The sequence below is a fragment of the uncultured Leifsonia sp. genome, assembly GCF_945957465.1.
Classification (GTDB): domain Bacteria; phylum Actinomycetota; class Actinomycetes; order Actinomycetales; family Microbacteriaceae; genus Leifsonia.
In genome coordinates, this window is sequence record NZ_CAMFLC010000024.1 from 1 (window position 1) to 24,588 (window position 24,588).

Below are 24,588 nucleotides of genomic sequence, written 5' to 3' on the forward strand. Positions count from 1 at the left end.
GGTTGTCACTCATGTGAAGTCACTGCTTCTTCAGCCTGTTCTCTCAGTGCGGCCCCTGGCGGGATCGCAGTGCGGCCCGGATGGCCGTCGGGTCGAGGCTCCCCTGCGCTCTCAGCGCACGACCGAAGGCCTTGCGCGTGAGTGCGAGATCGAGACACTCGTCGACCGGATGCAGCCACGCGCCCCGTCCGGGGAGAGTGGCGGACGGGTCCGCCACGATTTCCGAATTCCGGAGAACGACCCTCAGAAGTGAGGACCGGGGAGCGCGAGAACGGCATCCGACGCACGTTCTGACGGCTTCCATCTTACCCCTCACGCATCTCTGCGCCGAATCAGGACGGACTCCGCCGTCTGATGCAACACCGGGCACACGCTGCGCATTCCTTCGGCTGCCTTATTCGTCGTCGAGGATCGAATCGGGCTGGATGTCGTGCTCGTATGCCTTCGGCAACCGTGTCGCCACGGCTTCGCCGCGTCGGCACGGCGCGAAGATCGACATCCAGCCCTCGCTTACTTGTCGTCGAGGATCGAATCGGGCTGGATGTCGATCTTCGCGCCCGTGAGCTTCGCCGCGAGCCGCGCGTTCTGCCCCTCCTTGCCGATCGCCAGCGACAGCTGGTAGTCGGGGACGAGCGCGCGCACCGCCTTGAGCGACTCGTCGATCACGAAGGCACTGGTCACCTTGGCCGGCGAGAGCGCGCTCGAGACGAACGTGGCGAGGTCGGGCGAGTAGTCGACGATGTCGATCTTCTCGTTGTTGAGCTCCGCCGTCACCGCACGCACGCGCTGACCGAGCTCGCCGATGCAGGCGCCCTTGGCGTTCACTCCGGGCTCCGTCGCACGCACGGCGATCTTGGTGCGGTGGCCGGCCTCCCGCGCCAACGAGACGATCTCGACGACGCCGCTGGCGATCTCGGGCACTTCGAGGGCGAACAGCTTGCGGACGAGAGCCGGATGCGTGCGCGAGACCGTGATCGACGGCCCCTTCGCACCCTTGGCGACGCTGGTCACATAGACACGGATGCGCGAACCGTGGGTGTACTCCTCCCCCGGCACCTGCTCCTCGGGAGGCAGGATGGCCTCCACGCTGCCCAGGTCGATGTGGATCATGCGCGGGTTGGGGCCCTGCTGGATGACGCCGGCGACGATGTCGCCCTCGCGGCCGCGGAACTCGCCGAGCACCGCGTCGTCCGCGATGTCGCGCAACCGCTGGTTGATCACCTGCTTGGCCGCGAAAGCCGCGATGCGCCCGAAGTCGCTCGGGCTGTCCTCGGCCTCGCCGATGATGTTGCCCTCGTCGTCGCGTTCGGGAACGTAGACGGTGACATGCCCGGTCTTGCGATCCAGGTGCACGCGCGCGGCGGGCGGCTGGTCGCTGTGCCCGTGACGGTGGTCGGCCTGGTTGGTGTGCTTGAGATACGCGGTCAGGATGGCCTGCTCGATGATCTGCACAAGCTCGTCGAACGGGATCTCCTTCTCGCGCTCCATGAGACGCAAGACGCTGAGGTCGATGTCCATGCCGGCCTCCTCTATTCAGATCTTCGCCGCCGCGCGATGGCACGACGGACTCAGCTCTCTACGGTACCCGAGATTCCGGTGGGCCGGGACCCCGCGTACCCTGCATGCCATGAGCGCACCCACCCGAGCCGCATCTCGCCTCGAGCACAGTACGACCGTACGGATCCTCGCCCGCGTCGGGCTGGCCTCCATCGGCCTCCTGCACATCCTCATCGGCCTCATCGCGCTGGCCGTCGCCGCGGGCGCGGGCGGCCAGGCCGACCAGTCCGGCGCGCTGCAGGCGGTGGCGGCGGTGCCCGGCGGTGTCTTCGTGCTCTGGGCGATCGTCGTCGGCCTGATCGTGCTCGCAGTGTGGCAGTTGCTGGTGGCGTTCACGGCGCACGGCGCGGGGACCACGCTGCTGGAGGTCGTGAAGGCCGTCGTCTACGCCGCGCTGGCCGTTGTCACGGTCTCCATCGCGAGCGGAGGCCACCACAACGCCTCCTCGAGCGAGAAGACGGCGAGCGCGCGCCTTCTGGCGCTGCCGGGCGGAGTCTTCCTGCTGGCGCTGATCGGACTGATCATCGTGGTGGTCGGCGTCGGCTTCATCCGCAACGGTGTCACGCACCGTTTCGAGCGCGACCTCAAGCTGCCGCCCGACCGGTGGGCCGGAGCCATCACCGTCCTCGGTCGCGTCGGCTACGTCGCCAAGGGTGTCGCCCTGGTGCTGGTCGGAGGCCTGGTCGTCGCCGGGGCGATCACGTTCGACCCGTCGAAGGCGGCCGGCCTCGACGGCAGCCTGAAGGCGCTGGTGAGCGTGCCGTTCGGGGTGTTCCTGCTCATCGCGATCGCCATCGGGCTGCTCGCGTACGGCCTCTTCTGGTGCGTGCGAGCGGTCAAGGCACGGCTCTGAGCCCCGTCGGGTCTGAGCCCGTCGGCTCTAAGCCCCTTCCTCCGCCGGCGCCGCGAACTGCGCGTTGTAGAGCGTGTAATAGGCCCCGCCGCGCGCGAGCAGCTCCGTGTGGGTGCCCTGCTCGACGATCCGGCCGGCCTCCATCACCAGGATCAGGTCGGCGTCGCGGATGGTCGACAACCGGTGCGCGATCACGAACGACGTGCGGTCGGTGCGCAACACGCTCATGGCCTTCTGCACCAGGAGCTCCGTGCGGGTGTCGACGGACGATGTCGCCTCGTCCAGGATCAGGACGCTCGGGCGCGCGAGGAACGCGCGCGCGATGGTGAGCAGCTGCTTCTCGCCCGCCGAGACGTTCGAGCCTTCGTCATCGAGCACGGTGTCGTAGCCGTCGGGGAGCGTGCGCACAAACCGATCGACGTACGTCGCGCGGGCGGCATCGAGTATCTCCTCGTCGGTGGCATCCGGGCGCCCGTACGCGATGTTCTCGCGGATGGTGCCCTTGAACAGCCAGGTGTCCTGGAGCACCATGCCCATCCGCGCCCGCAGATCGTGACGCGTCATCGACGCGATGTCGACACCGTCGAGGGTGATCCGCCCCGAGTCGAGGTCGTAGAAGCGCATCATCAGGTTGACCAGGGTCGTCTTGCCGGCCCCGGTCGGTCCGACGATCGCGACGGTCTGGCCGGGTTCGGCCACCAGCGAGAGGTCCTCGATGAGCGGAGTGTCCGGCGCGTAGCGGAAGGACACGTCCTCGAAGGCCAGCCGACCGCGCGTGCCCTCGGGGCTCGCCGGCTCAGCCGGGTCAGGGGTCTGCTCGTCCGCGTCGAGGAGTTCGAACACCCTCTCGGCGCTGGCGACGCCGGACTGCAGCAGATTGGCCATCGAGCCGAGCTGCGTCAGCGGCTGGGTGAACTGACGGGAGTACTGGATGAACGCCGTCACGTCGCCCAGCTGCATCGCCCCGCTCGCCACTTGGAGGCCGCCGACGACGGCGATCGCGACGTACATCAGGTTGCCGACGAACATCATCGACGGCATGATCAAGCCGGAGATGAACTGTGCTCCGAAGCTGGCCTGGTACATCTCCTGGTTCTTCTGACGGAACCGCTCCTCCACCTCGCGGTGCCGGCCGAACACCTTCACCAGCGAGTGCCCGGTGAAGGCTTCCTCGATCTGCCCGTTGAGCTCGCCGGTGTTGCGCCACTGCGCCACGAACAGCTTCTGCGATCGTTTCGCGATCAGCGTGGTCACCAACAGCGTGAGTGGAATGGTGATCAGCGCGATCACGGCCAGCAGCGGCGACACCACGAACATCATCACCGTGACGCCGATCACCGTCAGCAAGGAGGTGAGCAGCTGGCTCAACGTCTGCTGCAGGGTCTGCGAGATGTTGTCGATGTCGTTCGTGACGCGGCTCAAGAGCTCGCCGCGCTGCATCCGGTCGAAGTACGTCAGCGGGAGGCGGTGGATCTTCGCCTCCACGTCCTGGCGCAACCGGTACACGGTGCGCTGCGTGATCCCGTTGAGCACATAGCCCTGCAGGTAGCTGAACACCGACGACGCGATATAGAGGGCGAGAACCCACATCAGCACGTGACCGACAGCAGCGAAGTCGATTCCCTGACCGGGCGTGAGCGTCATCCCCGAGATCAGATCGGCGAGCTGACCCTGGCCGCGGGCGCGCAGGCCCGCGATCGCCTGCGCCTGGGTGATGCCCTTCGGCAGCTGCGCGGAGATCGCTCCGGCGAACACCAGGTTGATCGCGTTCCCGAGCAGCTTGGGGCCGAGCACCGCGAAGAACACGCTCACCACGGCCAGGAGAGTCACGAAGACGATCCCGACCCGCTCGGGGCGCAGGCGGCCGGCCAGTCGCTTCGCCGACGGACCGAAGTTCATCGACTTGTCGCCCGGCATGGTCATTCCGCCGAAGGGACCGCCGCCCGGACCGCGCCGGACCGGAGTGCGGACCGGTGTCGGTGTCGTCGCGCCGCCCCGGGCGCCGTCAGCGCGGCTCATGCCGCCTCCTCCGCGGTCAGCTGCGACGAGACGATCTCGGCGTAGGTCGGGTTGTTCTCGACGAGTTCGGCGTGCGTGCCGCGGCCGACCACCCTGCCGTCGTCGAGAACGATGATCTGGTCGGCGTCGACGATCGTGGACACACGCTGGGCCACCACGATCATGGTGGCGTCGGACACGTTCCGCCCCAGCGCCTGCCGCAGGCGCGCGTCCGTCGCGGTGTCGAGGGCCGAGAACGAGTCGTCGAAGATGAAGATCTCCGGGCGGCTGACGAGCGCACGGGCTATCGCGAGCCGCTGACGCTGGCCGCCGGAGACGTTCGTGCCGCCCTGGGCGATGGGCGCCTCCAGCTTCTCGGGCATCTCCTCGACGAATCCCTTGGCCTGGGCGATCTCGAGCGCGCGCCAGAGCTCCTCGTCGTCGGCGTCCGGGTTGCCGTACCGGAGATTGCTCGCCACCGTCCCGGAGAACAGGTACGGCTTCTGCGGCACCAGGCCGATGCGCGACCAGAGCAGCTCGGGATCCAGCTCGGCGACGTCCACACCGTCGACCAGCACGATGCCGCTCGTGGCGTCGAACAGCCGCGGGATGAGATTGATCAGCGTGGTCTTGCCCGCGCCGGTGCTGCCGATGATCGCCGTCGTCTTGCCGGCATCGGCGAAGAACGTCACGTCGCTGAGCACCGGCTGCTCGGCTCCCGGATACGAGAAGCCCACGCCGACGAACTCGACGGTGCCCTTCGCGGACACCTCGGTCACGGGTGCGGTGGGGACCGCGACCGACGGCTCCGTTCCCAGAACCTGGCCGATCCGGTCGGCGCAGACCGCCGCACGCGGCACGAGCACCGCCATCATCGTGGACATCATGACGCCCATGAGGATCTGCATGAGGTACTGCAGGAAGGCCGTCAGGGTCCCGATCTGCATCGACCCGTCTGCCACCCGGAACGCGCCGAACCAGATCACCGCGACGCTGGACACGTTGAGCACCAGCATCACGATCGGGAACATCAGCGCGAACAGGCGCCCGGCGCGGATCGCGGTGTCGGTCACCTCGTCGTTGGCGACGGTGAAGCGATCGGTCTCGACCTTCTCGCGCACGAACGCCCGGACCACGCGGATGCCGGTGAGCTGCTCGCGCAGCACGCGGTTGACCCTGTCGATCCGCTCCTGCATCATGCGGAACAGCGGGACCATCCTGACGATGATGACGCTCACCGCGATCAGCAGGACCGGAACGCTCACCGCGATGAGCCACGACAGCTGGATGTCTTGGCGCATGGCCAGGATGATTCCGCCGATCGCCAGGATCGGAGCCGATACCAGCAGCGTGCACGTCATCAGCACGAGCATCTGCACCTGCTGCACGTCGTTGGTGTTGCGCGTGATCAGCGACGGAGCACCGAAATGGGTGACCTCCCGCTCGGAGAACTCGCTGACGCGGTGGAAGATGGCGCCGCGCAGGTCGCGACCGACCAGCATCGCGACTTTCGCCCCGAAGTAGACGGCTGTGATCGCGCAGGCGATCTGCACGATGGTGACGCCGAGCATCTCCGCGCCGGTCGAGAGGATGTAACCGGTGTCGCCTTTCGCGATGCCGTTGTCGACGATGTCGGCGTTCAGCGTGGGCAGCCAGAGTGAGAGCAGCGACTGGGCGAGCTGGAAGACCACCACCCCGACGAGGAGCGGCCAGTGCGGCCGGAGGAACCGGCCGAGGAGTTTCAGGAGCATCGTGGTTCTCCGTGTGCCGCGTCCGCGGCGGTCGTAGGGGTGTGGATCGCGAACGGCCGGCCTGCGACGCCCACCAGGGCGATCCGGGCCAGGTCGTCGACGCTGAACTCGATTCCGTCGTTCAGTGCGGGGAACGCGGACGAGAAGCTGATGAGGCGGAGGATGTGCGCAACGCGCTCCGGCGGCCAATTGAGGTCGTCCGCCTCCGGCGCGAGAACCCGCGCGATGATGGCCGCGAACTCGCTGCGCTCCTGCGGGACCGGAGGCCGCTCGTGCCCGACGACGGCCATGATGCGCATCACGTTCCGGAAGCGCTCGCGCAGGAGGAAGACGATCGCGCGCACTTTGTGCTCGAGTGGAAGGGCGGGGTCGATGGAGCGCAGCGCCTGCCGGAGCGGTTCGGGGTCGAGGTACTTCTCGACGGCCGCCTGGACGAGCGTCTCCTTATCGCCGAACGCGCGGAAGATCGTGCCTTCGGCGATTCCGGCCGCGTCCGCGATCTGGCGGGAGGTCACCCCGCGTCCGTGCTCGATGAGGAGGGGGATGACCGCATCGATGATCATCGCCTTGCGGTCTTCGGGTGCCAGCGGCTGGGCCCGCGTCCGCCCCGGCTGGCCGACCTCCTGGTCGACCGCCGCCGCAGCGCGCGCATCCGTCGTCACACCGGTTTCCACGAAGGAGAGCGTAAACGGAGTGAGTGCTCACTCACAACTGGGATGGCGTTCGCCCTGGGCGAACACCACTCAGCCGCGCGGTGGGAAGAAGCCGGAGATGCGCTCCAGGTCGTCGGGAGTGGGTGACCAGGCGGTGGCCGCCTCCGCGTTGGCCACGATCTGCTCGGGCCGGGTGGCACCCGCGATCACGCTCGTGAGCCCGGGTTGCGCCAGCAGCCAGGCGAACGTCGCCGCCAGCATCGTCACGCCACGCTCATCGCAGAACGCCTGGTACTGCTCGATGGCATCCCACGGCGCTTCGTCGAGCAGGTGCTTGCGGATCATCATGATGCGGCTGTCGGCCGGGCCGCCCGATCGGCTGAACTTGCCGGTGAGCAGGCCGTTGTACAGCGGGAAGAACGGCAGGAAGCCGAGGCCGTAGGCGTTGACGGCGGGAAGCACCTCGCGCTCGGCATCGCGCTCCAGCAGGCTGTACTCGTTCTGCGACGAGATGAAGCGGGGATGCCCGGCGAGCCGGGCCGTGAACTCCGCCTCGGCGATCTGCCACCCGGAGAGATTGGAGTGGCCGATGTAGCGGATCTTGCCCTCGGTGATCAGATCGTCGAGCGTCGCGAGAGTCTCCTCGATCGGCGTCGCCGGGTCGGGACGGTGCAACTGGTACAGGTCGATCCAGTCGGTGCGCAGCCGACGCAGCGAGGCCTCCACAGCGAGCCTGATGTAGCGTCGGGAGCCGCGCACACCCCAGTCGGGGCCGTTGGCGCCCGCCATGTCCATGCCGAACTTGGTCGCGAGGACGATCTTGTCGCGCTTGCCCACCAGCGATGCGCCCATCAACGTCTCGGAGAGCCCGCGCTCCTTGCCGTAGATGTCGGCCGTGTCGAAGAAGGTCACACCGGCGTCGATCGCCGCGCCGATGACGGCATCTGTGCCCTCCTGCGTCTCGGTCGCCGTGCCGGCGCGTCCGAAATTGTTGCAGCCTAGGCCGATCGTGGACACGATCAGCCCGGACGGTCCGAGGGTGCGGTATTCGATGCTCGCCATGGCGTCGAGTCTAGGCAGCTGCACGCCGGCGATCGAATCGGAAATCCCTCCACAGGAGCGCGCTTCGAGGACTTCTCCCCCATGTCCGATTTCCGCGAGTCGGTGTCGGACGCTGGCTCTAGAGTCGAGCCATGAGCAGTTCCCTCACGCACCTCCTCCGCATCCCGAGCCCGATCGGGCGCATCGAGCTGACCGGCGACGGCGAGGCCGTCACGTCGCTCTCGATCGCCCGCGACGGCGTTCTTCCGCTCGATGACCACGCGGAGCGCAGCTCCGCCGTCCTCGACGATGCCGCCGCGCAGCTCGCGGAGTACTTCGCGGGCGACCGCCGATCCTTCGACGTCCCCGTGCACCTGACGGGCACCCCCTTCCGCACAGCCGTGTGGGAACGCCTGGCCGATCTCGAATACGGAGCCCTCACGACCTACGGCGAACTCGGTCTCGCGATCGGACGGCCGGGGTACGGCCGGGCGATCGGAGGCGCCGTGGGCGCGAATCCGGTGCCGATCATAATCGGCTGCCATCGGGTGCTCTCGTCGACCGGCAAGATCACCGGCTACAGCGGCGGCGACGGCATCCCCACCAAGCTGTGGCTGCTGGAGCACGAGGGGATCACCCTGGCCGCATGACGACGACCGATCAGCGCGACGAACAGACACCTGCCACCGCGACCACCGCGTCGACTGCAGCGTCGACCACGGCCTCAGCCACACGCCGAGCGGCGCTCGTCGTGGGCGACGACGGGGTCGCCCGATGCTCGTGGTCGGCGAGCGACGCCGAATACCGCCGGTACCACGACGAGGAATGGGGCACACCCCAGCACGATGCGCGCGCCCTCTACGAGAAGCTCTGCCTCGAAGGGTTTCAGGCAGGGCTGTCCTGGATCACGATCCTGCGGCGCCGGCCCGCCTTCCGCGAGGTCTTCCACGGCTTCGACCCCACGCGCGTCGCAACGATGACGGAAGACGACGTGCAGCGCCTTCTGGGCGACGAGCGGATCATCCGCCACCGTGGCAAGATCGAGGCGACCATCTCGAACGCCAGGGCGACCCTCGCGCTCGACGTGCCCCTCGAGGTGCTGATGTGGGGCTTCGCTCCCGCCGGGCCTCGCGAGAGGCCTCGCGAATGGGGAGATGTGCCGGCGGTGACGCCCGAGTCGACGGCCCTCAGCAAGGAGTTGCGCCGCCGCGGCTTCCGCTTCGTCGGACCCACCACCATGTATGCGCTCATGCAGGCGACGGGCATGGTCGACGACCACTTCGAGGGCTGCTTCCGCGCGGGTCGGTGATGGTGCTCGGCAACTCGACCGGGAGTCGACCGCGGCCGGCCCGACCGCCGCACGACACGAGAGGAGTCGGGTCGGCGTTCGCGATCATCGGAACCGTTCTCGCTGGTGACGGCGCGTCCGCTCGTGCCCGACCGCAGGCGGAATCACTGTGCTGCCGCCACACCGGTCCGGACTCGGCACGCTCGAAGAACGTGCCCGCGATCGACGCGCCGACCCGACTGGCTGGTGGGGGTCGATCCGCTGCGCGGCGGGCGACCCGTGCGGGATGTCCCCTTTCTCGTGAGTTGAGTTTATCTCACTTACGCGCGAAACTCCACCCCGAGTCCGCGGCCGCAGCGTATTCTCAGCCTGCTGAGAGTCAGCACCCTGACCCTTCGAGCGCGACGGTCCCAGTGCGCGAGACGGGCTCAGTGCGCAAGGCGGAGAACGGCGGTGAGCTTGCCCGGCGTCCCGGTCACTTCGGGCACCACCAGGTTCAACTCCCCTGGACGATCGGCAGACGGAGTCAGGTCGTAGCCTTCGTCCGCCGCCCAGCTCAGCAGCTCCATGGTCGACGCGAAGTCCTCGCCCCGCTCGATCAGCGCGCGTGTGAACAGACCTTTGGCTTGCTTGTTGAAGTGGTTGAGCGCGCGAAGCGTCCCGTGTTCGTCGCGCGCGAGAACGCGGAGATAGTGCGCGTCCGCGCGCGTCGGCAGCGGACCGAGCGCGGCGTAGCCTTCCGACCGCAGGTCGAGAATGACGCCGTCAACCGAGGCGAGCACATCGGCGCACACCCCGCTCCACCGCTTCTTGAGCGACGGCGAGAGCCGTGAGTCGAAGGAAAGCCGGTAGGCCGGGATGGGATCATCGGCCCGCACCAGTCCCAGCAGCGCGGACTGCACCACCACACTCTCGGCCGCGAAGCGCCACTGCTCATCGGAAAGCGAAACGGCATCCAGGGCGTCGTACAGCACGCCGGTGTAGCGCAGCAATGCCGGCATCGTAGGAGACGAACGCAGGACGCGGTTGCGCCCCACCTCGGAGGCCGCGTGTTTCGGGCCCAGTTTCAGGGCACGTGCTGCGTCGTCCGGCGATGCGGTCATCGCCACGGTGTCATCGACGAGCGCGGCGCGAGTGGACGTCAGTCCAGGAAAGCCCAGCGACTCGAAGGCGAGCGGGACCCCCGCTCCCCCGTCGCGCTTGGTTTCCGACGGAGGCAGGAGAACGAGCACTCAGCGCTCCAGGAACCCGAAGGCCGCGTCGACGTTCTCACCGAGCGGGCGTGAGGTGTCGAGCGTGATCCGGGGAAGCGACGCAGCTGCGCCCTTCCACTCGGCGTAGTCTTCGATGCTCTGTTCCACCGCATAGGCGGCGATCAGGCTCGTGCGCTTCGAGAGGCGCTCCTGGTGGAGTTGTTCGTCGGTGCACACCGTTTCGATCACGCGCAGCGTCACGCCGCAGCGCTCGGCCAGGTCGCGCCACTGCAGACGTGCCGGCTCGACGGCGTTCACGGCGTCGACGATCACCGAATGGCCACTCAGCAGCACCTGCTCGGCCATCCGTTCGGCCACCAGGTAGGCCGCGAGTCCCGTCGGCTGATCGGCGTCGATGCCGGCCTGCAGGATGGCGCCCTCGATCGGGTCGACCGAGATCGCCGTCGCGCCGAGCCGGCCCGCGATGATCTCGGCGATGGTGGACTTGCCCGAACCAGGAAGCCCCGCCGTCACGACGAGCACGGGGACGCGGACGTCTCCGAACTGGCGATCGAGCGGGGCTGCCTTGTCGGTCATGCCGTGTAGCCAAACATCTCAGACGAGCTCCGCCTGACGGGCCACGATGGTGACCGTGTTGTTCTCGACGGAGAGGAAACCGTCATCGGCCTGGGCCGTGATCGACTCGCCTCCGTTCAGGGTCACACGCACCTCGCCCTGGGCGAGGATGGCGAGCAACGGTTCGTGTCCGGGCAGGATGCCGATCTGCCCCTCCACCGTCCGTGCGACGACCATGCTCGCCTCTCCCGACCACACTTCGTGGTCGGCGGCGACGACGCTGACACGGAGAGATGAACCACCGGGGACAGCCATGCTCAGCCGTTCTCCTTCTGGATCTGCGCCCACTTCTCCTCGACGTCGGAGATCGCACCGACGTTGAAGAACGCCTGCTCGGCCACGTGGTCGAACTCGCCCTTGGCGATGGCGTCGAACGACTCGATGGTGTCCTTCAGCGGGACGGTCGAGCCCTCGACACCCGTGAACTTCTTCGCCATGTAGGTGTTCTGCGAGAGGAACTGCTGGATGCGACGCGCCCGCGAGACGGTGATCTTGTCCTCTTCGGACAGCTCGTCGACACCGAGGATCGCGATGATCTCCTGCAGTTCCTTGTTCTTCTGGAGGATCTGCTTGACGGTGATCGCCACGCGGTAGTGGTCGGCACCCAGGTAACGGGGGTCGAGGATGCGCGACGTCGAGGTCAGCGGGTCGACGGCCGGGTACAGACCCTTCGACGCGATTTCACGCGAGAGCTCCGTCGTGGCGTCGAGGTGCGCGAACGTGGTCGCCGGCGCCGGGTCGGTGTAGTCGTCGGCCGGCACGTAGATCGCCTGCAGCGAGGTGATCGAGTGACCGCGGGTCGAGGTGATGCGCTCCTGGAGCACACCCATCTCGTCGGCGAGGTTCGGCTGGTAGCCCACCGCGGACGGCATGCGGCCGAGCAGCGTGGAGACCTCGGAACCGGCCTGCGTGAAGCGGAAGATGTTGTCGATGAAGAGCAGCACGTCCTGCTTCTGCACATCACGGAAGTACTCCGCCATGGTCAGGGCCGACAGGGCGACGCGCAGACGCGTCCCCGGCGGCTCGTCCATCTGGCCGAAGACGAGGGCGGTCTTGTCGAAGACGCCCGCCTCCTCCATCTCGTGGATGAGGTCGTTGCCCTCACGGGTGCGCTCGCCGACACCGGCGAACACCGACACACCACCGTGGTCCTGCGCGACGCGCTGGATCATCTCCTGGATGAGGACGGTCTTGCCGACGCCCGCGCCGCCGAACAGGCCGATCTTGCCACCCTGCACGTACGGGGTGAGCAGGTCGATCACCTTGATGCCGGTCTCGAAGAGCTGGGTCTTGGACTCCAGCTGGTCGAACGACGGCGGCTGGCGGTGGATCGGCCAGCGCTCGGTGATCTCGATCGTCTCGCCCGGCTCGGCGTTGAGCACCTCTCCGGTCACGTTGAAGACTTTGCCCTTGGTCACATCGCCGACGGGCACCGAGATCGGAGCGCCGGTGTCGCGGACCTCGCCACCGCGGACCAGGCCGTCGGTGGGCTTCAGCGCGATGGCACGGACGAGGTCGTCACCGAGGTGCTGAGCGACCTCGAGCGTGATCTCGGTCGACTGCTCGCCGATGGTGATGGTGGTCTTGAGGGCGTTGTAGATGCCCGGGATCGAGTCGTGCGGGAACTCGATGTCGACGACCGGACCGGTGACGCGGGCGATGCGTCCCACGCCGGCCGGCTGCGCGGTCGAAGCCTGGGCCTCGGCGGTAGCGGTAGTCATGATTCGTTCTCTCTCGTTTGGACGATTATTTTGCCGAACTCAGCGCGTCCGCGCCGCCCACGATCTCGGAGATCTGCTGGGTGATCTCCGCCTGGCGGGCGTTGTTGGCCAGTCGCGTGTAGTCGGTGATGAGCTTGTCGGCGTTGTCGCTCGCGGCCTTCATCGCCTTCTGCGTCGCCGCGTGCTTGGAAGCGGCCGACTGCAGCATCGCGTTGAAGATGCGGCTCTCGATGTAGACCGGCAGGAGCGAGTCGAGCACGGTGTTGACATCCGGCTCGAACTCGTAGAGCGGAAGCACCTGAGTGCGGTCCGGCTCCTCGACGCCCTCCACGACCTCCAGCGGCAGCAGGCGCACGATCTGCGGCTCCTGCGTCAGCATGCTCACGAAGCGGTTGTAGATGATGTGGATCTCGTCCACGCCGCCGTCCGAGGCGTCACGCAGGAACGACTCGAGGATCGCGTCCGCGACCTCCTTCGCCTGCTCGAACTCGGGGTTGTCCGTGTTGCCGGTCCACACCCGCTCGAACGCGCGGCGACGGAAGCTGAAGTAGCCCTGCGCCTTGCGCCCGACCAAGAAGTAGACGACCTCCTTGCCCTGGCTGCGCAGCAGCTCGGCGAGCTTCTCGGACTCCTTGAGCACGTTCGAGTTGAACGCACCGGCGAGACCGCGGTCGGACGAGAAGATGACGATCGCAGCGCGCTCGATCTTCTCAGGCTCGGTGGTGAGGACGTGCTCGACGTTCGAGTAGGTCGCCACCGCCGACACCGCGCGCGTGATCGCGCGGGCGTACGGCGAGGATGCGGCCACCCGAGCCTGCGCCTTCTGGATGCGTGAGGCGGAGATCAGCTCCATGGCACGGGTGATCTTCTTGGTCGTCTGGGCAGACCTGATCTTCTGCCGGTAGACCCGAAGCTGTGCTCCCATGTGTCTTCCTCAGTACCTATCCGTGCTCAGCGCTTCGCCTTGACGATGCGCTCCTGGTTGACGTCCTCTTCGGCGCTGGCCTCGAACTCCTCGCGCCCGACCGAGGCGAGCGGCTTGCCCTCGCCCGTCTGGAACTCGAGCTTGAACTTGTCGACCTCGGCACCCAGCTTCTCAACCGTCTCGTCGTCGAGGACGTTCGTCTCGCGCAGCGTGGTGAGGATGTCGGTGTTGCGACGCAGGTGGTCGAGCAGCTCGGCCTCGAAGCGGAGGATGTCCTCCACCGCGACCTCGTCGAGCTTGCCGTTGGTGCCGGCCCAGATCGAGACGACCTGCTCCTCGACGGGGAACGGCGAGTACTGCGGCTGCTTGAGCAGCTCGGTCAGGCGCGCACCGCGGGCGAGCTGGCGACGGCTGGCCGCATCCAGATCGGAGGCGAACATCGCGAACGCCTCGAGCGAGCGGTACTGAGCGAGCTCGAGCTTGAGCGTGCCGGAGACCTTCTTGATCGACTTAACCTGCGCGTCGCCGCCGACTCGGGAGACCGAGATTCCGACGTCGACCGCGGGACGCTGGTTGGCGTTGAAGAGGTCGGACTGCAGGAAGATCTGGCCGTCGGTGATCGAGATCACGTTGGTCGGGATGTAGGCCGAGACGTCGTTCGCCTTGGTCTCGATGATCGGCAGACCGGTCATCGAGCCGGCGCCCAGCTCGTCGGAGAGCTTGGCGCAACGCTCCAGGAGGCGGGAGTGCAGGTAGAAGACGTCGCCCGGATAGGCCTCGCGTCCCGGCGGACGACGCAGGAGGAGCGACACGGCGCGGTAGGCCTCGGCCTGCTTCGACAGGTCGTCGAAGATGATGAGCACGTGCTTGCCGCCGTACATCCAGTGCTGGCCGATCGCCGAACCGGTGTAGGGCGCAAGGTACTTGAAGCCCGCCGGGTCAGAGGCCGGGGCAGCGACGATGGTGGTGTACTCCATCGCACCGGCGTCCTCGAGCGCACCCTTCACCGAAGCGATGGTCGAGCCCTTCTGGCCGATGGCGACGTAGATGCAGCGGACCTGCTTGTTGACGTCGCCCGACTCCCAGTTGGCCTTCTGGTTGATGATCGTGTCGATCGCGATCGCCGTCTTGCCGGTCTGGCGGTCGCCGATGATCAGCTGACGCTGGCCGCGGCCGACGGGGATCATGGCGTCGATCGCCTTGATGCCGGTCTGGAGCGGTTCGTGCACCGACTTGCGCTGCATGACGCCGGGCGCCTGGAGCTCGAGCGCGCGGCGGCCCTCGGTGGCGATCTCGCCGAGACCGTCGATCGGGTTGCCGAGCGGATCGACGACACGGCCGAGGTAGCCGTCGCCGACCGGGACGGAGAGGACCTCGCCGGTGCGGGTCACCTCCATGCCCTCGACGATCTCGTCGAACTCGCCGAGCACCACGACGCCGACCTCGTTCTCGTCGAGGTTCTGCGCCAGGCCCAGCGTGCCGTCCGCGAAGCGGATGAGCTCGTTGGCCATCACGCCGGGGAGCCCCTCGACGTGCGCGATGCCGTCGGAGGCGTCGAGGACGTGACCGACCTCGGTGGTCTCGGCCCCGGTCGGCTCGTACTTCGAGACGAAGTCCTTGAGCGCGTCCCGGATCTCATCGGGGCTGATCTGAATGTCTGCCATCGTAATTCCCTGGTTTCTCTGTATAGAGGGCGGTCAGCCCGCCAGCTGAAGTCGAAGTTCGGTGAGGCGCGACGCGACGCTGCCGTCGATGACGTCGTCGCCGATCTGCACACGCAGTCCGCCGAGGATCGACGGGTCGACGACCTCGTTGAGCTTGAGGTCGCCGTACTTCGCGGCGAGGCTCGCGCGCAGGCGCTCGGCCTGCTCGGCCGGGAGGGGCATGGCCGTGACGACCGTGGCGATCGTCTGGCCGTACTGGGCCGCCACGACGCGCGCGGCGTCGCGCAGCGATTCGCGGATGCTGCGGCCGCGCGGCTGGAGTACCAGCTGGCGCACGATCGCGACGGTCTGCTTCGAGGCCTTGCCCGCGAGCAGACGCTCGGCCAGGTCGGCCTTCGCCTCGGGAGCCGCGAGCTTGCTGCGGAGCGCGAGCTCGAGCTCTGCGTCGGAGGTCACGGCGCCTCCGAACGCGAAGAGCTCGCCCGGGATGTCCACATTGCGCGGCGACGACGCGGCGATCGACCGGATGCCGAGCTCCTCGATGGCCGCCAGCATGTCGTCCTGGTTCGACCAGCGCTCGCTCGACACGACGCTCAGCAGCTCGACCGCCGGCGCGGAGAGCGAGGCGAAGACGCGCTGGACCAGCGCGGCCTTGCCCTCTGCCGAAGCCGAAGGGTCGCTGAGGACCGAACGGAGCTGGGCGGAGTCGGCGACGACTCGTCCTGCGGCGAACAGGTCTTCAGCCGTCGCCAGATCGGCCTTGGACCCGAGCCCGGCGAGAGCCGAGACGGATCGGGCCAGTGCTTCTCTGGAGGCGCTTCCCATCAGTTGCTCGACCCTGCCTTCTCGGCCTTCTCGCTGGACTCGAGGTCGGCCAGGAATCGATCGACGATCGCCTGAGCCTTCTTGTCGTCCGTGAGCACCTCGCCGACGACGCCGGAGGCGAGGTCGATCGCGAGCGAGCCCACCTCGCCGCGGAGCGAGACGAGCGCGCCCTGGCGCTCTGCCTCGATCTGCGCCTGGGCGGCGGCGGTCACGCGTGCAGCCTCGGCCGTGGCGTTCTCCTTGGCCTCCGCGACGATCTTCTGGCCGTCGGTGCGGGCCGTCTCGCGGATCTTGGCCGCCTCGGCGCGCGCGTCGGCGAGCTGGGCGGTGTACTCCTCGAGCAGCGCTTCAGCCTTGTGCTGGGCCTCGTCGGCCTTCGCGATGTTGCCCTCGATCGCCTCCGCGCGCTCGTCAAGCAGCTTCTTCATGCGCGGAAGCACGAGCTTCCAGAACAGCACGAAGATGATGATGAAGCAGATGAGCGAGACGATGATGTCCGGCCACTGGGGGATCAGCGGGTTGTGCGTCTCCTCCGTCGCGGCGATCACGACACTCTTGAGCATCGTTCCTCCTTACGGGATGGGCTAAAGAGGATCAGACGAAGATGAAGTAGGTAGCGATACCGATGAAGGCGAGCGCCTCGGTGAACGCGATACCGATGTACATCAGGACCTGGAGGCGGCCGGCCAGCTCAGGCTGACGGGCGACGCCCTCGATGGTCTTGCCGACGACGATGCCCACGCCGATGGCCGGGCCGATGGCGGCGAGGCCGTATCCGACGGTGGCGATGTTGCCGTTGATAGCAGCGATGTCCACGTTATGTATTTCCTTCCGTGATGTCGGTTCGTGCGGTTGCGCGAACCGTAATTAGTGCTCCTCGGCGACTGCGAGCTGGATGTAGACAGCGGTGAGCAGCGCGAAGACGTAAGCCTGGAGGACGGCCACCAGGATCTCGAACAAGGTGAAGACGAAGCCGAAGGCGAAGGTGCCGATACCGAAGAGCGACCACCAGCCGCCCGCCTCGAAGATGAACCACGAGGTGGCGGTGAAGAACAGCACGAGCAGCAGGTGCCCGACCACCATGTTCATCAGCAGTCGGAGCGTCAGCGTGATCGGCCGCAGGATGAAGGTCGAAATGAACTCGATCGGCGTGACGATGATGTAGAGGAACCAGGGCACGCCGGGCGGGAACAGCGCGTTCTTGAAGAAGTTCGCCGGGCTCTTCTTGACGCCCGCGTAGATGAAGGCGATGTACGCGACGATCGCCAGCAGCATCGGGAGCGCGATCACCGACGTGCCCGCGATGTTGAGGAACGGGATGGCGCCGGTGAGGTTGAAGAACAGCACCATGAAGAAGATGGTGGTCAGCAGCGGCAGGAAGCGACGCCCGTCCTTGCGTCCGAGGAGGTCCTCCCCGATGTTGACGCGGACGAAGTCGAGCCCCATCTCGACGACCGACTGGAAGCGGCCCGGAACGATTTTCATCTTGCGGGTGCCGAGCCAGAAGATCAGGATCAGCGCGATCAGGGCGACGCCCCGGACGATGACGATGCGGTTGAACTCGAGGCCACCGATGGTGAACAGGGTCGGGGGGAAGAACTCGTTGATCGACGGGCCTTGGAAGCTACCATCATTGGAGCTTGCGGCCTGGACCAGCAGGTTCACAGCGTTAGCTAACAGCGCTATCTCCTGTTTCGGGGCGTCGAGCAGGTGCTCTCGCGACGACGAATGGTGGACACCCGCGCTCGCGCGCCGGTGGTGCTTCGGGCGCGTACGGGTGGGGGATCACTGACAACTCTACAAGAGTTTTCAAGCGGTAACGAATCGGATACAGGTCAGCGCTTCTGGCCCGGCAGAGTGACGTCGCTGGCGTACGGGATCCGCGATCGGAAGACCACGATCATGTCGACGACGAGCGAGCCGATCACCCCGGCGATGAGGCTCAGGAAGAGCACCACCGGGTTGATCCACGGCTGATCGCGCAGCAGGATCGCGAGCACGATGAACAACACGAACTTGACGATCCAGCCGCCGAGGACGATGCCGAAGAAGAGACCGACGAAGAGGTCGGAGCCGATGAACCGATTGGCGATCAGGATGCTCAACGCGGTGATGCCGAGGAACACCGCCGCCATGAGCGTGCCGATCAGCGCGCTGGTCACTCCGATCCAACCGGCGAAGATCCCGCCGAGCACCATGCCGACGATCGCGATCGCCCCGGCGAGGATGAGCCCGTACTTGAGCACGTCCTTCAGCACCGGCGTCGACGTGGGCTGCTGCGGAGCGGGCCGCCGATCGGGCTGTTCCGGCCGCGGCGCGGCCGCGCCGTCCTGGTGGTCGGTCATCGGTTCTCCTCAGTGGTGGTGTCGGTCGGATTCGAGCGCGCCGACGGGACGCTTACACGCTCGCTGGCGATGTCGAGCTGGTCGTAGCGGGCTGTCTCTGCGGCTTCCCTGCTTCCGGCCGGAGCGAGCTCGGCGGCGGCCTCGTTCGCCTTCCGCCTGCTGAGCGGCGCCAGCGTGATCGCCGTGCAGATCACCAGCCCGATCGCGACGAACACGATCGCCATCCAGTACGGGTCGAAGAAGAACAGCAGGCACCCGATCGAGAGGACGGCGGTCCAGGCGTAGAAGATCAGCACGGCGTGCAGATGCGAGTGGCCCATGTCGAGCAGCCGGTGGTGCAGGTGCTTTCGGTCGGCGCTGAACGGCGACTTGCCGGCCCGGAGCCGGCGGATGACGGCGAGGCCGAAGTCGAGCAGCGGGATGACGAGAACGGCGAACGGGATGGTGACCGGGATGAAGGCAGGAACCAGCGACGACTTGCCGAGTGTCTGCAGGGCCTCCGGGTTGATCGTGCCCGTGACCGAGATCGCGGACGTGGCCATGAGCAGGCCGATCAGGAGGGCGCCGGCGTCGCCCATGAACATCTTGGCCGGATGCCAGTTGAGCGGGAGGAAGCCCGCGCACGCCCCGACCAGGATCGCGGCGATGACGCCGGCGAGGCTGAAGTAGTTCTGCGGGCTGATCTCCCGCTGCAGGAGGTAGGTGTAGACGAGGAAGGTGCCGTTCGCGATCAGGGCGACGCCCGCGACGAGGCCATCAAGACCGTCGATGAAGTTGATCGCATTCATGACGAGCACGATCGCGAACAAGGTGATCACGATGCTCATCACCGGCGATCCCACTGTGAGGCCGCCGATCGGGAGCGAGTAGATCTGCACCCCGAGCCAGGCGACCAGACCGGCTGCCACGAACTGGCCCGCGAGCTTCGTCATCCAGTCGAGGTCCCAGAGGTCGTCCGCGACTCCGAGCACGACGATCAACAGCGAGGCGCCGAGGACGGCCACGATCGGGCCGGCGTCGGAGAAGATCAGCGACAGCACGCCGAACTGGCTGGACAGCAGCCAGGACACCCCGAAGGCGACCAGGATGCCGAGGAACATGGCCACGCCGCCCAGCCTCGGCGTCGGGCGCGTGTGCACGTCGCGTTCGCGGATCTTCGGATACAGCCGGAATCGCATCGCGAGCTTGTAGACGACCAGCGACATCCCGAACGTGATCACGGCCGAGATGAGCGCTAGTGCGAGGAAGAGGGTCACGGCTCAGGTGTCCGCGGGGGTGCCGACGCCGTCGGGCTCGACGGAGTCGGTCTCGTCGGCGAGCGCGTCGCCGACCACGGCGCGCAGCTGTTCTGCGGTGATCACGCCGTGACGGAGGATGCGCAGCTTGCCTGCCCCGGAGGCGAGCGCCGTGGCGTCGACGATGGTCGAAGAGGAGTCTTTGCCTTCCACACGCTCGTAGGCCGTGCCTGCCTCTCCTCCATCGAGGTAGACGGCGACGGAATCGCCGAGCATCGCCTCGGCCTCCGCGGCGGTGCGGGCGGCCGGACGGCCGGTCAGGTTGGCGGAGGACACGGCGAGCGGCCCCGTCTCGGACAGGATTTCGAGGGCGATGCGGTCCTGCGGCATCCGAAGGGCAACGGTTCCGCGGGTCTCACCGAGATCCCACACCAGGGAAGGCGCGGCCGGCAGGACGATGGTCAATCCTCCGGGCCAGAACGCGGCGACGAGGGCGTCCACCTCGGTGGGGACGTGTTCGGCGAGCGCTGCCAGGGTCGGGATGCCCGGCACCAGCACCGGGGGCGGCGACTGCCGGCCGCGCCCCTTCGCGTCGAGGAGCCGCTGCACCGCTGCAGGGCTGAAGGCGTCGGCGGCGACACCGTAGACGGTGTCGGTGGGGATGACGACGAGCTCGCCGCGGCCGATGGCCCCGCGGGCGAGGCGCATGCCGGTGAGCAGTTCGGAATCGACGGAGCAGTCGTAGATGGGAGCCATGACGGCACCCATGATAGTTGAGCGGCTGCAAGGTTCTCTGCGACAGCGCGGTGACGGGACGTGACGGGACGATACTGGTCTCGATGGACGTCTACTTCTTCGACTGCGACAAGACCCTCTACGACTACGACTTCCACAAGCGCCTCCCCCGCCTGGCCGAACTCGGCGGTGTCAGCCAGTACCGGCTGGCGTCGACCTGGTGGGCGGGCGGCCACGAGCGCGCGGCCGAGATCGGCGAGTACTCGACCAGCGAGGAGTATCTGGAAGCGTTCGCCGAGGTGACGGGCGCCCGCCTCACGCTGGCGCAGTGGCAGGACGCCCGCAAGGCCGCGATGACGCCGATCGACGGCTCTATCGCGGCGCTGCGCACCGCGGCGACGCTGGGCACGGTCTCACTGCTGTCGAACAACCCGATCCCGTTCAAGGACTCGCTGCCTGTGCTCGCGCCGGAGGTCATGGGCGTGCTGCGGGACAACGACCTGGTCTCCGCGGTGCTGGGTGCACGTAAGCCCGAGCGCCGCATCTACACCCGCGCCCTCGGACGATTCGGCTTGCGACCCGATGACGCCATCCTCTTCGACGACTCGCTCGCGAACGTGGAGGGCGCCCGCGAAGCCGGAATGCACGCCCATCACTTCACCCGCAACGCCGACGGCTCCTTCGACACGGACGGCATGGTGGCGGCCATCCACGCCTTCGCGGAACGCGAACGCTGAGCGGACGCGGGACCGGGGAGCGGGACGATCGCGTCGGTCGGCGGCGCGGGCACGGGACCGGGCCACGGTCCGAGCTTCGATCTGGCGGGTTCGACGTCGAGGTGCTCTATCGCGAAGAGCGGTCGATCGGGCGAACCGACGATCGGAGTCCACCCACGCGCTCTCGCTCCGGCCGACAGATCCACACCGTCGCCGGTCGCTGATGTCACGGACACCACAAGACGGGTCGGTCGAGCGCCGCCGACCGACCACAGCATCCGGACGAGGTAGTCGGCCAGGGCAGGAGCCGCCACGACATCGAATCCTTCCGTGATTTCCAGTTCGACTGTGACTGGAGTGTGGCGGGTGAAACCGTCGAGGGTGGATCGCGCCACCAGCTGAGCACTCCGCACCCCGCGCAGGGACCGCAGCAGTTCCTCCGCGTCCTCTAGCGTGGTACCCGGTGTCGACGGCTCCGCCCGGCAGCCCACCATCGCGAGCAGTAGTGCGAACATGAGCATCAGGACACGCACTCTCAATTCGGCTCTCTCCTCGACTCGAAGTCAGCGACCGTGACGGAGCCCCCCGACGGTACGTCGAGGGCACCCACGTGCTGCAGGTCGACGGAGACCGCCCCCATTGCCGCATAACGGCGGGCGGAGTGAACCGTACCGGGAAGCATCTGCGGTGTTGCTTTCTCACCAGCCAGCGGCACGCCTGGTCCAGTGACCGTCAGCCACCCGGCTCGTGCCGGATTCGGTCGGCCGTCCAACGCTGCCACGAGATCCTGGTCGGCTTCGAGCGCGAACACTCCGATCGCAGGATCCACGTTCATGCGGCCGATCGGGGCACCGGCGGTGTGAATTTCACTGACGTTGAAGCCGCGGGAGTCGGCCGCGATAGCGGCTGCGGTGATGCCGCCGAGGCTGAAGCCGTCCAGAGTCACGGGAGGCGCTTCCGACCCCGTCGCGATCCCCGCCTGTCGCATCGCTTCGAAGACGGAACTGGCCAAGGCCGCGTCGGCGCCGTACGACATCGAGTGCATGTCGGACGTGAGGTCTCCCGGGCTCCCGCTGGCGTTGGCAATGGGGTTCCAGCTGGCGGTCGACGGTATCTGGACGCGATGGCTCACGGGGGTGCCGTTCGAGTCGTGGACAGTGAACACCCGGATGATGGCGCGTTCTTCACCGCCGAGTTCGTCGATCTGGACGAGTCCCGCCATCATCGATGCCCAATCCGTCGGCAGAACCCGGCCTTCGATCGTGTCGAATCGCGTGTCACCGTCGTATCCCAACGCGCTCCATGTAACGGCTGCGCTATCGCCGAGGAGAGTCTGATCGACGTCCTCCGCCGGCCTGACCGTCACTTCGCCGTCGTGGAAGAAGCCCACGGCGACACCCGCTGTCACGAGGCCGGCGAGGATGTCGTCGTAGAGCGGCCCCGTCGCGCCGAGGATCGCCTGGACGCCGCCGGTCGAGCCGGCGACGGCGTCATCGAGGGAGAACGCGCGGTCGAATCCGGCGGCCAGGACGGACCCGTAGCGGATCACGTCCGCCGTCACGAACGGGTTGACGGCGTCGTCGGCGCCGCTGAAAGCGCGGTTCGCGTCGGCGAATGCGGTCGCGAGCGCTCGGGCCGTCTCGGCGCCGAATCCGTTCGCCACGGCTGCAGCCGTTCCCACCGCCAGCACGGGGATCGCCGCGGCCGCGGCCGCCAGGTCGGCGACGGCATCGGAGGTTGCGATCGCCACACCGAACTCGGCGCCGACCGCGGACTGCGCTGACGTGGCCGCTGCACCGGCCAGGGCGCCGGCGAAGTCCGCTCCCGCCCGGGTCAGCGACGACACGGCCTGGGCGGTCGTGCGCAGCGAACCCGCCGCGGCGGTCAGCCACGCGTCGGCCGCGGCGTACGACGTGGCAACGGCACCGGTCGACACGGCGAGCGCGCTCGCCTGGAGGGCGGTACGTGCGAGCCCTGTCGCCGCCGCGCCGATGGCTGCTTCTGCGGCCGTCCCCGTCGCGGGTGAGACCGAGAACGACGCGAGCAGCCCTCCGTCGATCGCGATCCGCGCCGTGCTCGCCGCGAGCTCACTCGCGTCGCGGCTCACGGCGGCGATGTCACCGGTCAGGGCTTCGATCTCATGGAACTGCACCCGGAGCCGGTCACCGCCCACCGCGAAGGATCCGGTGATCCCCGCCCCGGCGTGCGTGAAAGCCGTGCCGGCATCGCGGACGAGCTCGGCGCCCGCTTCGGCCGTCGAATGGGCGGCCTCGGCAGCGGCCACCGCGCGATGCGCGAGGGAGTCGGCCCCCGCGCGGTGCATCGGGAGGCGCGCGCCCGGAACGGTCACCCCGGCCGATTCATCCCCCGCGGCACTCGTCCCGCTCATCGCGAGACCGTCCGGAGGAGGTCGGCGGTCAGCCAGGTCAGTGATCGCCGGATCTCCGTGCCCGTCGTGAACGCCACAGAAACGGTCGCGTCGCGCAACAGGTCGTCGGCCGACCAGGCACCCGCAGGCGCGGGGAAGCCCAGGCCCACGCGGAGCCAGCCGCTCGCGGACCCGAACCAGTCGCCTCCACCGACGCACCGCCCGGTACGTCCGTCGAAGGAACGCACGCGCAGCCCGCTCGCCTGGCGGGCCGCGAGCGCGTTCAGGACGCCGACCGTGTCGCAGTCCACCCCGTGATCACCCGCCACGTCGTCGACCAGCGCGGGGTCTCCGTACCGAGCCGCCTCCACGATCGCGCGCGAGGCGATGACCCCGACGCGCCGCGCGGTGGAGTCGCGCGGGTGAGCGGTGGCGACCATCGGGGTGGAGGACGCGAGCTGCGCAGCTGCCTGCCGAGCCGGGAAGAGCGCCACGGCGAACCTCGACGACGGGCTCGTACGCTCGCCGTCGGTGACGGCGTCGGATCGGCTGACGGCGGCGGCGACGGCCCCGCCGACCGCGATGCTGCGACGTACCATGACGCCGGGCGACCAGGACACCGCGTGGATGACCCCGTCGCCGACGGCGTGCAGCCCCAGAGCCAGGAGCAACCGCGGATCGGGACGCGCCCCGGTTGCGGCCGGGTCGGCCGCCGGCGACGTCGAAGACGAGCCGGAGCCCGACCCGCCGTCCACGAACGACGGGAGGGTCAATCCCGGGGTGTGGCGCACGATCGCGAGCAGTTCGGCCCTCGAGAGCGCGAATCGCGCTGGCCGCGCGTTCACCGGGTCACCGCCGCCCGCGCATCGCCGAACGCCGCGCTCCGCGCCGTCGCGATCAGCTCGATGGCAACGTCAGCAGCACGCGCGTGCGCCTCGAGCGTGTCGGCGGCGGCGTCGAGGGCGTGCGCTCGGCGTGCCAACTCATCGGCCAGCGACTCCACTTGGGAGCGCAGCACGAGCGCCGCGCTCGACGTCCAGCAGCATGACTCGGCGCGAGCGGACACGGCCGCAGCACGTGCCCG

Annotated in this window: 26 protein-coding genes; 4 read left to right on the top strand and 22 right to left on the bottom strand. The window is 67.9% G+C overall.

Annotated elements, in window-relative coordinates; all coding sequences use genetic code 11:
• Positions 1 to 43: 43 nt before the first annotated feature.
• Both Q0Q23_RS11800 and nusA read right to left on the bottom strand, forming a co-directional pair.
• Positions 44 to 304 (bottom strand): YlxR family protein, encoded by a 261-nt coding sequence (locus Q0Q23_RS11800; protein WP_295123722.1) that lies wholly within the window; start codon positions 302 to 304, stop codon positions 44 to 46.
• A gap of 206 nt (positions 305 to 510) precedes the next feature.
• Positions 511 to 1,518 (bottom strand): transcription termination factor NusA, encoded by a 1,008-nt coding sequence (nusA, locus tag Q0Q23_RS11805; RefSeq protein WP_295123726.1) that lies wholly within the window; start codon positions 1,516 to 1,518, stop codon positions 511 to 513.
• 109 nt (positions 1,519 to 1,627) lie between these two features.
• Here nusA and Q0Q23_RS11810 point away from each other — a divergent pair, with 109 nt between their 5' ends.
• On the top strand, positions 1,628 to 2,410 hold the full coding sequence (locus Q0Q23_RS11810; protein WP_295123729.1) for a DUF1206 domain-containing protein: 783 nt from the start codon (positions 1,628 to 1,630) through the stop codon (positions 2,408 to 2,410).
• Positions 2,411 to 2,437: 27 nt separating this feature from the next.
• Here the strand turns inward: Q0Q23_RS11810 and Q0Q23_RS11815 are convergent, their stop codons facing one another.
• From Q0Q23_RS11815 to Q0Q23_RS11830, 4 genes are all read right to left on the bottom strand, one after another.
• The gene (locus Q0Q23_RS11815) at positions 2,438 to 4,429 is read right to left on the bottom strand and encodes an ABC transporter ATP-binding protein (protein WP_295123732.1); all 1,992 of its coding nucleotides are present in this window, start codon (positions 4,427 to 4,429) and stop codon (positions 2,438 to 2,440) included.
• The gene (locus Q0Q23_RS11820) at positions 4,426 to 6,159 is read right to left on the bottom strand and encodes an ABC transporter ATP-binding protein (RefSeq protein ID WP_295123735.1); all 1,734 of its coding nucleotides are present in this window, start codon (positions 6,157 to 6,159) and stop codon (positions 4,426 to 4,428) included. Before Q0Q23_RS11820 ends, Q0Q23_RS11815 begins: the two co-directional genes overlap by 4 nt.
• Complete coding sequence (locus Q0Q23_RS11825; protein ID WP_295123738.1) at positions 6,150 to 6,833, bottom strand: TetR/AcrR family transcriptional regulator; 684 nt, start codon at positions 6,831 to 6,833, stop codon at positions 6,150 to 6,152. The genes Q0Q23_RS11820 and Q0Q23_RS11825 overlap by 10 nt, the downstream gene beginning before the upstream one ends.
• 69 nt (positions 6,834 to 6,902) lie before the next feature.
• On the bottom strand, positions 6,903 to 7,874 hold the full coding sequence (locus Q0Q23_RS11830) for an aldo/keto reductase (RefSeq protein WP_295123741.1): 972 nt from the start codon (positions 7,872 to 7,874) through the stop codon (positions 6,903 to 6,905).
• A gap of 131 nt (positions 7,875 to 8,005) precedes the next feature.
• Between Q0Q23_RS11830 and Q0Q23_RS11835 the strand changes: the two genes are divergently transcribed.
• Positions 8,006 to 8,503: a methylated-DNA--[protein]-cysteine S-methyltransferase gene (locus tag Q0Q23_RS11835; RefSeq protein WP_295123744.1), complete on the top strand. Its 498-nt coding sequence runs from the start codon at positions 8,006 to 8,008 to the stop codon at positions 8,501 to 8,503.
• Positions 8,500 to 9,162 carry a DNA-3-methyladenine glycosylase I gene (locus Q0Q23_RS11840; RefSeq protein ID WP_295123747.1) on the top strand — a complete coding sequence of 221 codons (663 nt, stop codon included), beginning with the start codon at positions 8,500 to 8,502 and terminating at the stop codon, positions 9,160 to 9,162. The genes Q0Q23_RS11835 and Q0Q23_RS11840 overlap by 4 nt, the downstream gene beginning before the upstream one ends.
• Before the next feature lie 407 nt (positions 9,163 to 9,569).
• Here Q0Q23_RS11840 and Q0Q23_RS11845 read toward each other — a convergent pair whose 3' ends face one another.
• The 13 genes from Q0Q23_RS11845 to Q0Q23_RS11905 all read right to left on the bottom strand — a co-directional run bounded on the left by Q0Q23_RS11845 (position 9,570) and on the right by Q0Q23_RS11905 (position 20,441).
• A complete protein-coding gene (locus Q0Q23_RS11845) occupies positions 9,570 to 10,373 on the bottom strand; it encodes a YaaA family protein (RefSeq protein ID WP_295123750.1) in 804 nt (267 codons plus the stop codon).
• Entirely contained in the window at positions 10,374 to 10,931 is a 558-nt protein-coding gene (locus tag Q0Q23_RS11850; RefSeq protein WP_295123753.1) for an ATP-binding protein, read from the bottom strand.
• Positions 10,932 to 10,949: 18 nt separating this feature from the next.
• Entirely contained in the window at positions 10,950 to 11,225 is a 276-nt protein-coding gene (locus tag Q0Q23_RS11855) for a F0F1 ATP synthase subunit epsilon (RefSeq protein WP_295123756.1), read from the bottom strand.
• 2 nt (positions 11,226 to 11,227) lie between these two features.
• Positions 11,228 to 12,691 (bottom strand): F0F1 ATP synthase subunit beta, encoded by a 1,464-nt coding sequence (atpD, locus tag Q0Q23_RS11860; RefSeq protein WP_295123759.1) that lies wholly within the window; start codon positions 12,689 to 12,691, stop codon positions 11,228 to 11,230.
• A gap of 25 nt (positions 12,692 to 12,716) precedes the next feature.
• Complete coding sequence (locus tag Q0Q23_RS11865) at positions 12,717 to 13,616, bottom strand: F0F1 ATP synthase subunit gamma (protein WP_295123762.1); 900 nt, start codon at positions 13,614 to 13,616, stop codon at positions 12,717 to 12,719.
• A gap of 26 nt (positions 13,617 to 13,642) precedes the next feature.
• Positions 13,643 to 15,280, bottom strand: coding sequence for a F0F1 ATP synthase subunit alpha (gene atpA / locus Q0Q23_RS11870; protein ID WP_295123764.1), 1,638 nt, complete (start codon positions 15,278 to 15,280; stop codon positions 13,643 to 13,645).
• 33 nt (positions 15,281 to 15,313) lie between these two features.
• Positions 15,314 to 16,105: a F0F1 ATP synthase subunit delta gene (locus tag Q0Q23_RS11875; RefSeq protein WP_295123767.1), complete on the bottom strand. Its 792-nt coding sequence runs from the start codon at positions 16,103 to 16,105 to the stop codon at positions 15,314 to 15,316.
• Complete coding sequence (locus Q0Q23_RS11880; protein ID WP_295123770.1) at positions 16,105 to 16,668, bottom strand: F0F1 ATP synthase subunit B; 564 nt, start codon at positions 16,666 to 16,668, stop codon at positions 16,105 to 16,107. The genes Q0Q23_RS11875 and Q0Q23_RS11880 overlap by 1 nt, the downstream gene beginning before the upstream one ends.
• 31 nt (positions 16,669 to 16,699) lie before the next feature.
• Positions 16,700 to 16,921: an ATP synthase F0 subunit C gene (atpE, locus tag Q0Q23_RS11885; RefSeq protein WP_064111451.1), complete on the bottom strand. Its 222-nt coding sequence runs from the start codon at positions 16,919 to 16,921 to the stop codon at positions 16,700 to 16,702.
• Positions 16,922 to 16,972: 51 nt separating this feature from the next.
• Positions 16,973 to 17,770, bottom strand: a complete 798-nt coding sequence (atpB, locus tag Q0Q23_RS11890; protein WP_295123774.1) for a F0F1 ATP synthase subunit A — start codon at positions 17,768 to 17,770, stop codon at positions 16,973 to 16,975.
• 170 nt (positions 17,771 to 17,940) lie between these two features.
• Positions 17,941 to 18,450 carry a hypothetical protein gene (locus Q0Q23_RS11895; protein ID WP_295123775.1) on the bottom strand — a complete coding sequence of 170 codons (510 nt, stop codon included), beginning with the start codon at positions 18,448 to 18,450 and terminating at the stop codon, positions 17,941 to 17,943.
• The gene (locus Q0Q23_RS11900; RefSeq protein WP_295123776.1) at positions 18,447 to 19,706 is read right to left on the bottom strand and encodes an MraY family glycosyltransferase; all 1,260 of its coding nucleotides are present in this window, start codon (positions 19,704 to 19,706) and stop codon (positions 18,447 to 18,449) included. Before Q0Q23_RS11900 ends, Q0Q23_RS11895 begins: the two co-directional genes overlap by 4 nt.
• Before the next feature lie 3 nt (positions 19,707 to 19,709).
• Positions 19,710 to 20,441, bottom strand: coding sequence for an L-threonylcarbamoyladenylate synthase (locus tag Q0Q23_RS11905; protein ID WP_295123777.1), 732 nt, complete (start codon positions 20,439 to 20,441; stop codon positions 19,710 to 19,712).
• 83 nt (positions 20,442 to 20,524) lie between these two features.
• Between Q0Q23_RS11905 and Q0Q23_RS11910 the strand changes: the two genes are divergently transcribed.
• Positions 20,525 to 21,157 (top strand): HAD family phosphatase, encoded by a 633-nt coding sequence (locus Q0Q23_RS11910; protein WP_295123778.1) that lies wholly within the window; start codon positions 20,525 to 20,527, stop codon positions 21,155 to 21,157.
• 514 nt (positions 21,158 to 21,671) lie between these two features.
• On the opposite strand, the gene Q0Q23_RS11915 is transcribed toward Q0Q23_RS11910, so the two are convergent.
• From Q0Q23_RS11915 to Q0Q23_RS11925, 3 genes are read right to left on the bottom strand one after another with little or no spacing between them, the layout of a single operon-like run.
• Positions 21,672 to 23,525 (bottom strand): hypothetical protein, encoded by a 1,854-nt coding sequence (locus tag Q0Q23_RS11915; RefSeq protein WP_295123779.1) that lies wholly within the window; start codon positions 23,523 to 23,525, stop codon positions 21,672 to 21,674.
• A complete protein-coding gene (locus Q0Q23_RS11920; RefSeq protein WP_295123780.1) occupies positions 23,522 to 24,349 on the bottom strand; it encodes a hypothetical protein in 828 nt (275 codons plus the stop codon). Before Q0Q23_RS11920 ends, Q0Q23_RS11915 begins: the two co-directional genes overlap by 4 nt.
• Complete coding sequence (locus Q0Q23_RS11925; protein ID WP_295123782.1) at positions 24,346 to 24,570, bottom strand: hypothetical protein; 225 nt, start codon at positions 24,568 to 24,570, stop codon at positions 24,346 to 24,348. The genes Q0Q23_RS11920 and Q0Q23_RS11925 overlap by 4 nt, the downstream gene beginning before the upstream one ends.
• Between the last annotated feature and the right edge of the window lie 18 nt (positions 24,571 to 24,588).

Bases quoted from the DNA above. Each gene is read 5' to 3' on its own strand.
- Q0Q23_RS11800 (WP_295123722.1), bottom strand. From the start codon at position 304: ATGGAAGCCGTCAGAACGTGCGTCGGATGCCGTTCTCGCGCTCCCCGG.
- nusA (WP_295123726.1), bottom strand. From the start codon at position 1,518: ATGGACATCGACCTCAGCGTCTTGCGTCTCATGGAGCGCGAGAAGGAG.
- Q0Q23_RS11810 (WP_295123729.1), top strand. From the start codon at position 1,628: ATGAGCGCACCCACCCGAGCCGCATCTCGCCTCGAGCACAGTACGACC.
- Q0Q23_RS11815 (WP_295123732.1), bottom strand. From the start codon at position 4,429: ATGAGCCGCGCTGACGGCGCCCGGGGCGGCGCGACGACACCGACACCG.
- Q0Q23_RS11820 (WP_295123735.1), bottom strand. From the start codon at position 6,159: ATGCTCCTGAAACTCCTCGGCCGGTTCCTCCGGCCGCACTGGCCGCTC.
- Q0Q23_RS11830 (WP_295123741.1), bottom strand. From the start codon at position 7,874: ATGGCGAGCATCGAATACCGCACCCTCGGACCGTCCGGGCTGATCGTG.
- Q0Q23_RS11835 (WP_295123744.1), top strand. From the start codon at position 8,006: ATGAGCAGTTCCCTCACGCACCTCCTCCGCATCCCGAGCCCGATCGGG.
- Q0Q23_RS11840 (WP_295123747.1), top strand. From the start codon at position 8,500: ATGACGACGACCGATCAGCGCGACGAACAGACACCTGCCACCGCGACC.
- Q0Q23_RS11850 (WP_295123753.1), bottom strand. From the start codon at position 10,931: ATGACCGACAAGGCAGCCCCGCTCGATCGCCAGTTCGGAGACGTCCGC.
- Q0Q23_RS11855 (WP_295123756.1), bottom strand. From the start codon at position 11,225: ATGGCTGTCCCCGGTGGTTCATCTCTCCGTGTCAGCGTCGTCGCCGCC.
- atpD (WP_295123759.1), bottom strand. From the start codon at position 12,691: ATGACTACCGCTACCGCCGAGGCCCAGGCTTCGACCGCGCAGCCGGCC.
- Q0Q23_RS11865 (WP_295123762.1), bottom strand. From the start codon at position 13,616: ATGGGAGCACAGCTTCGGGTCTACCGGCAGAAGATCAGGTCTGCCCAG.
- atpA (WP_295123764.1), bottom strand. From the start codon at position 15,280: ATGGCAGACATTCAGATCAGCCCCGATGAGATCCGGGACGCGCTCAAG.
- Q0Q23_RS11875 (WP_295123767.1), bottom strand. From the start codon at position 16,105: ATGGGAAGCGCCTCCAGAGAAGCACTGGCCCGATCCGTCTCGGCTCTC.
- Q0Q23_RS11880 (WP_295123770.1), bottom strand. From the start codon at position 16,668: ATGCTCAAGAGTGTCGTGATCGCCGCGACGGAGGAGACGCACAACCCG.
- Q0Q23_RS11895 (WP_295123775.1), bottom strand. From the start codon at position 18,450: ATGACCGACCACCAGGACGGCGCGGCCGCGCCGCGGCCGGAACAGCCC.
- Q0Q23_RS11905 (WP_295123777.1), bottom strand. From the start codon at position 20,441: ATGGCTCCCATCTACGACTGCTCCGTCGATTCCGAACTGCTCACCGGC.
- Q0Q23_RS11910 (WP_295123778.1), top strand. From the start codon at position 20,525: ATGGACGTCTACTTCTTCGACTGCGACAAGACCCTCTACGACTACGAC.
- Q0Q23_RS11915 (WP_295123779.1), bottom strand. From the start codon at position 23,525: ATGAGCGGGACGAGTGCCGCGGGGGATGAATCGGCCGGGGTGACCGTT.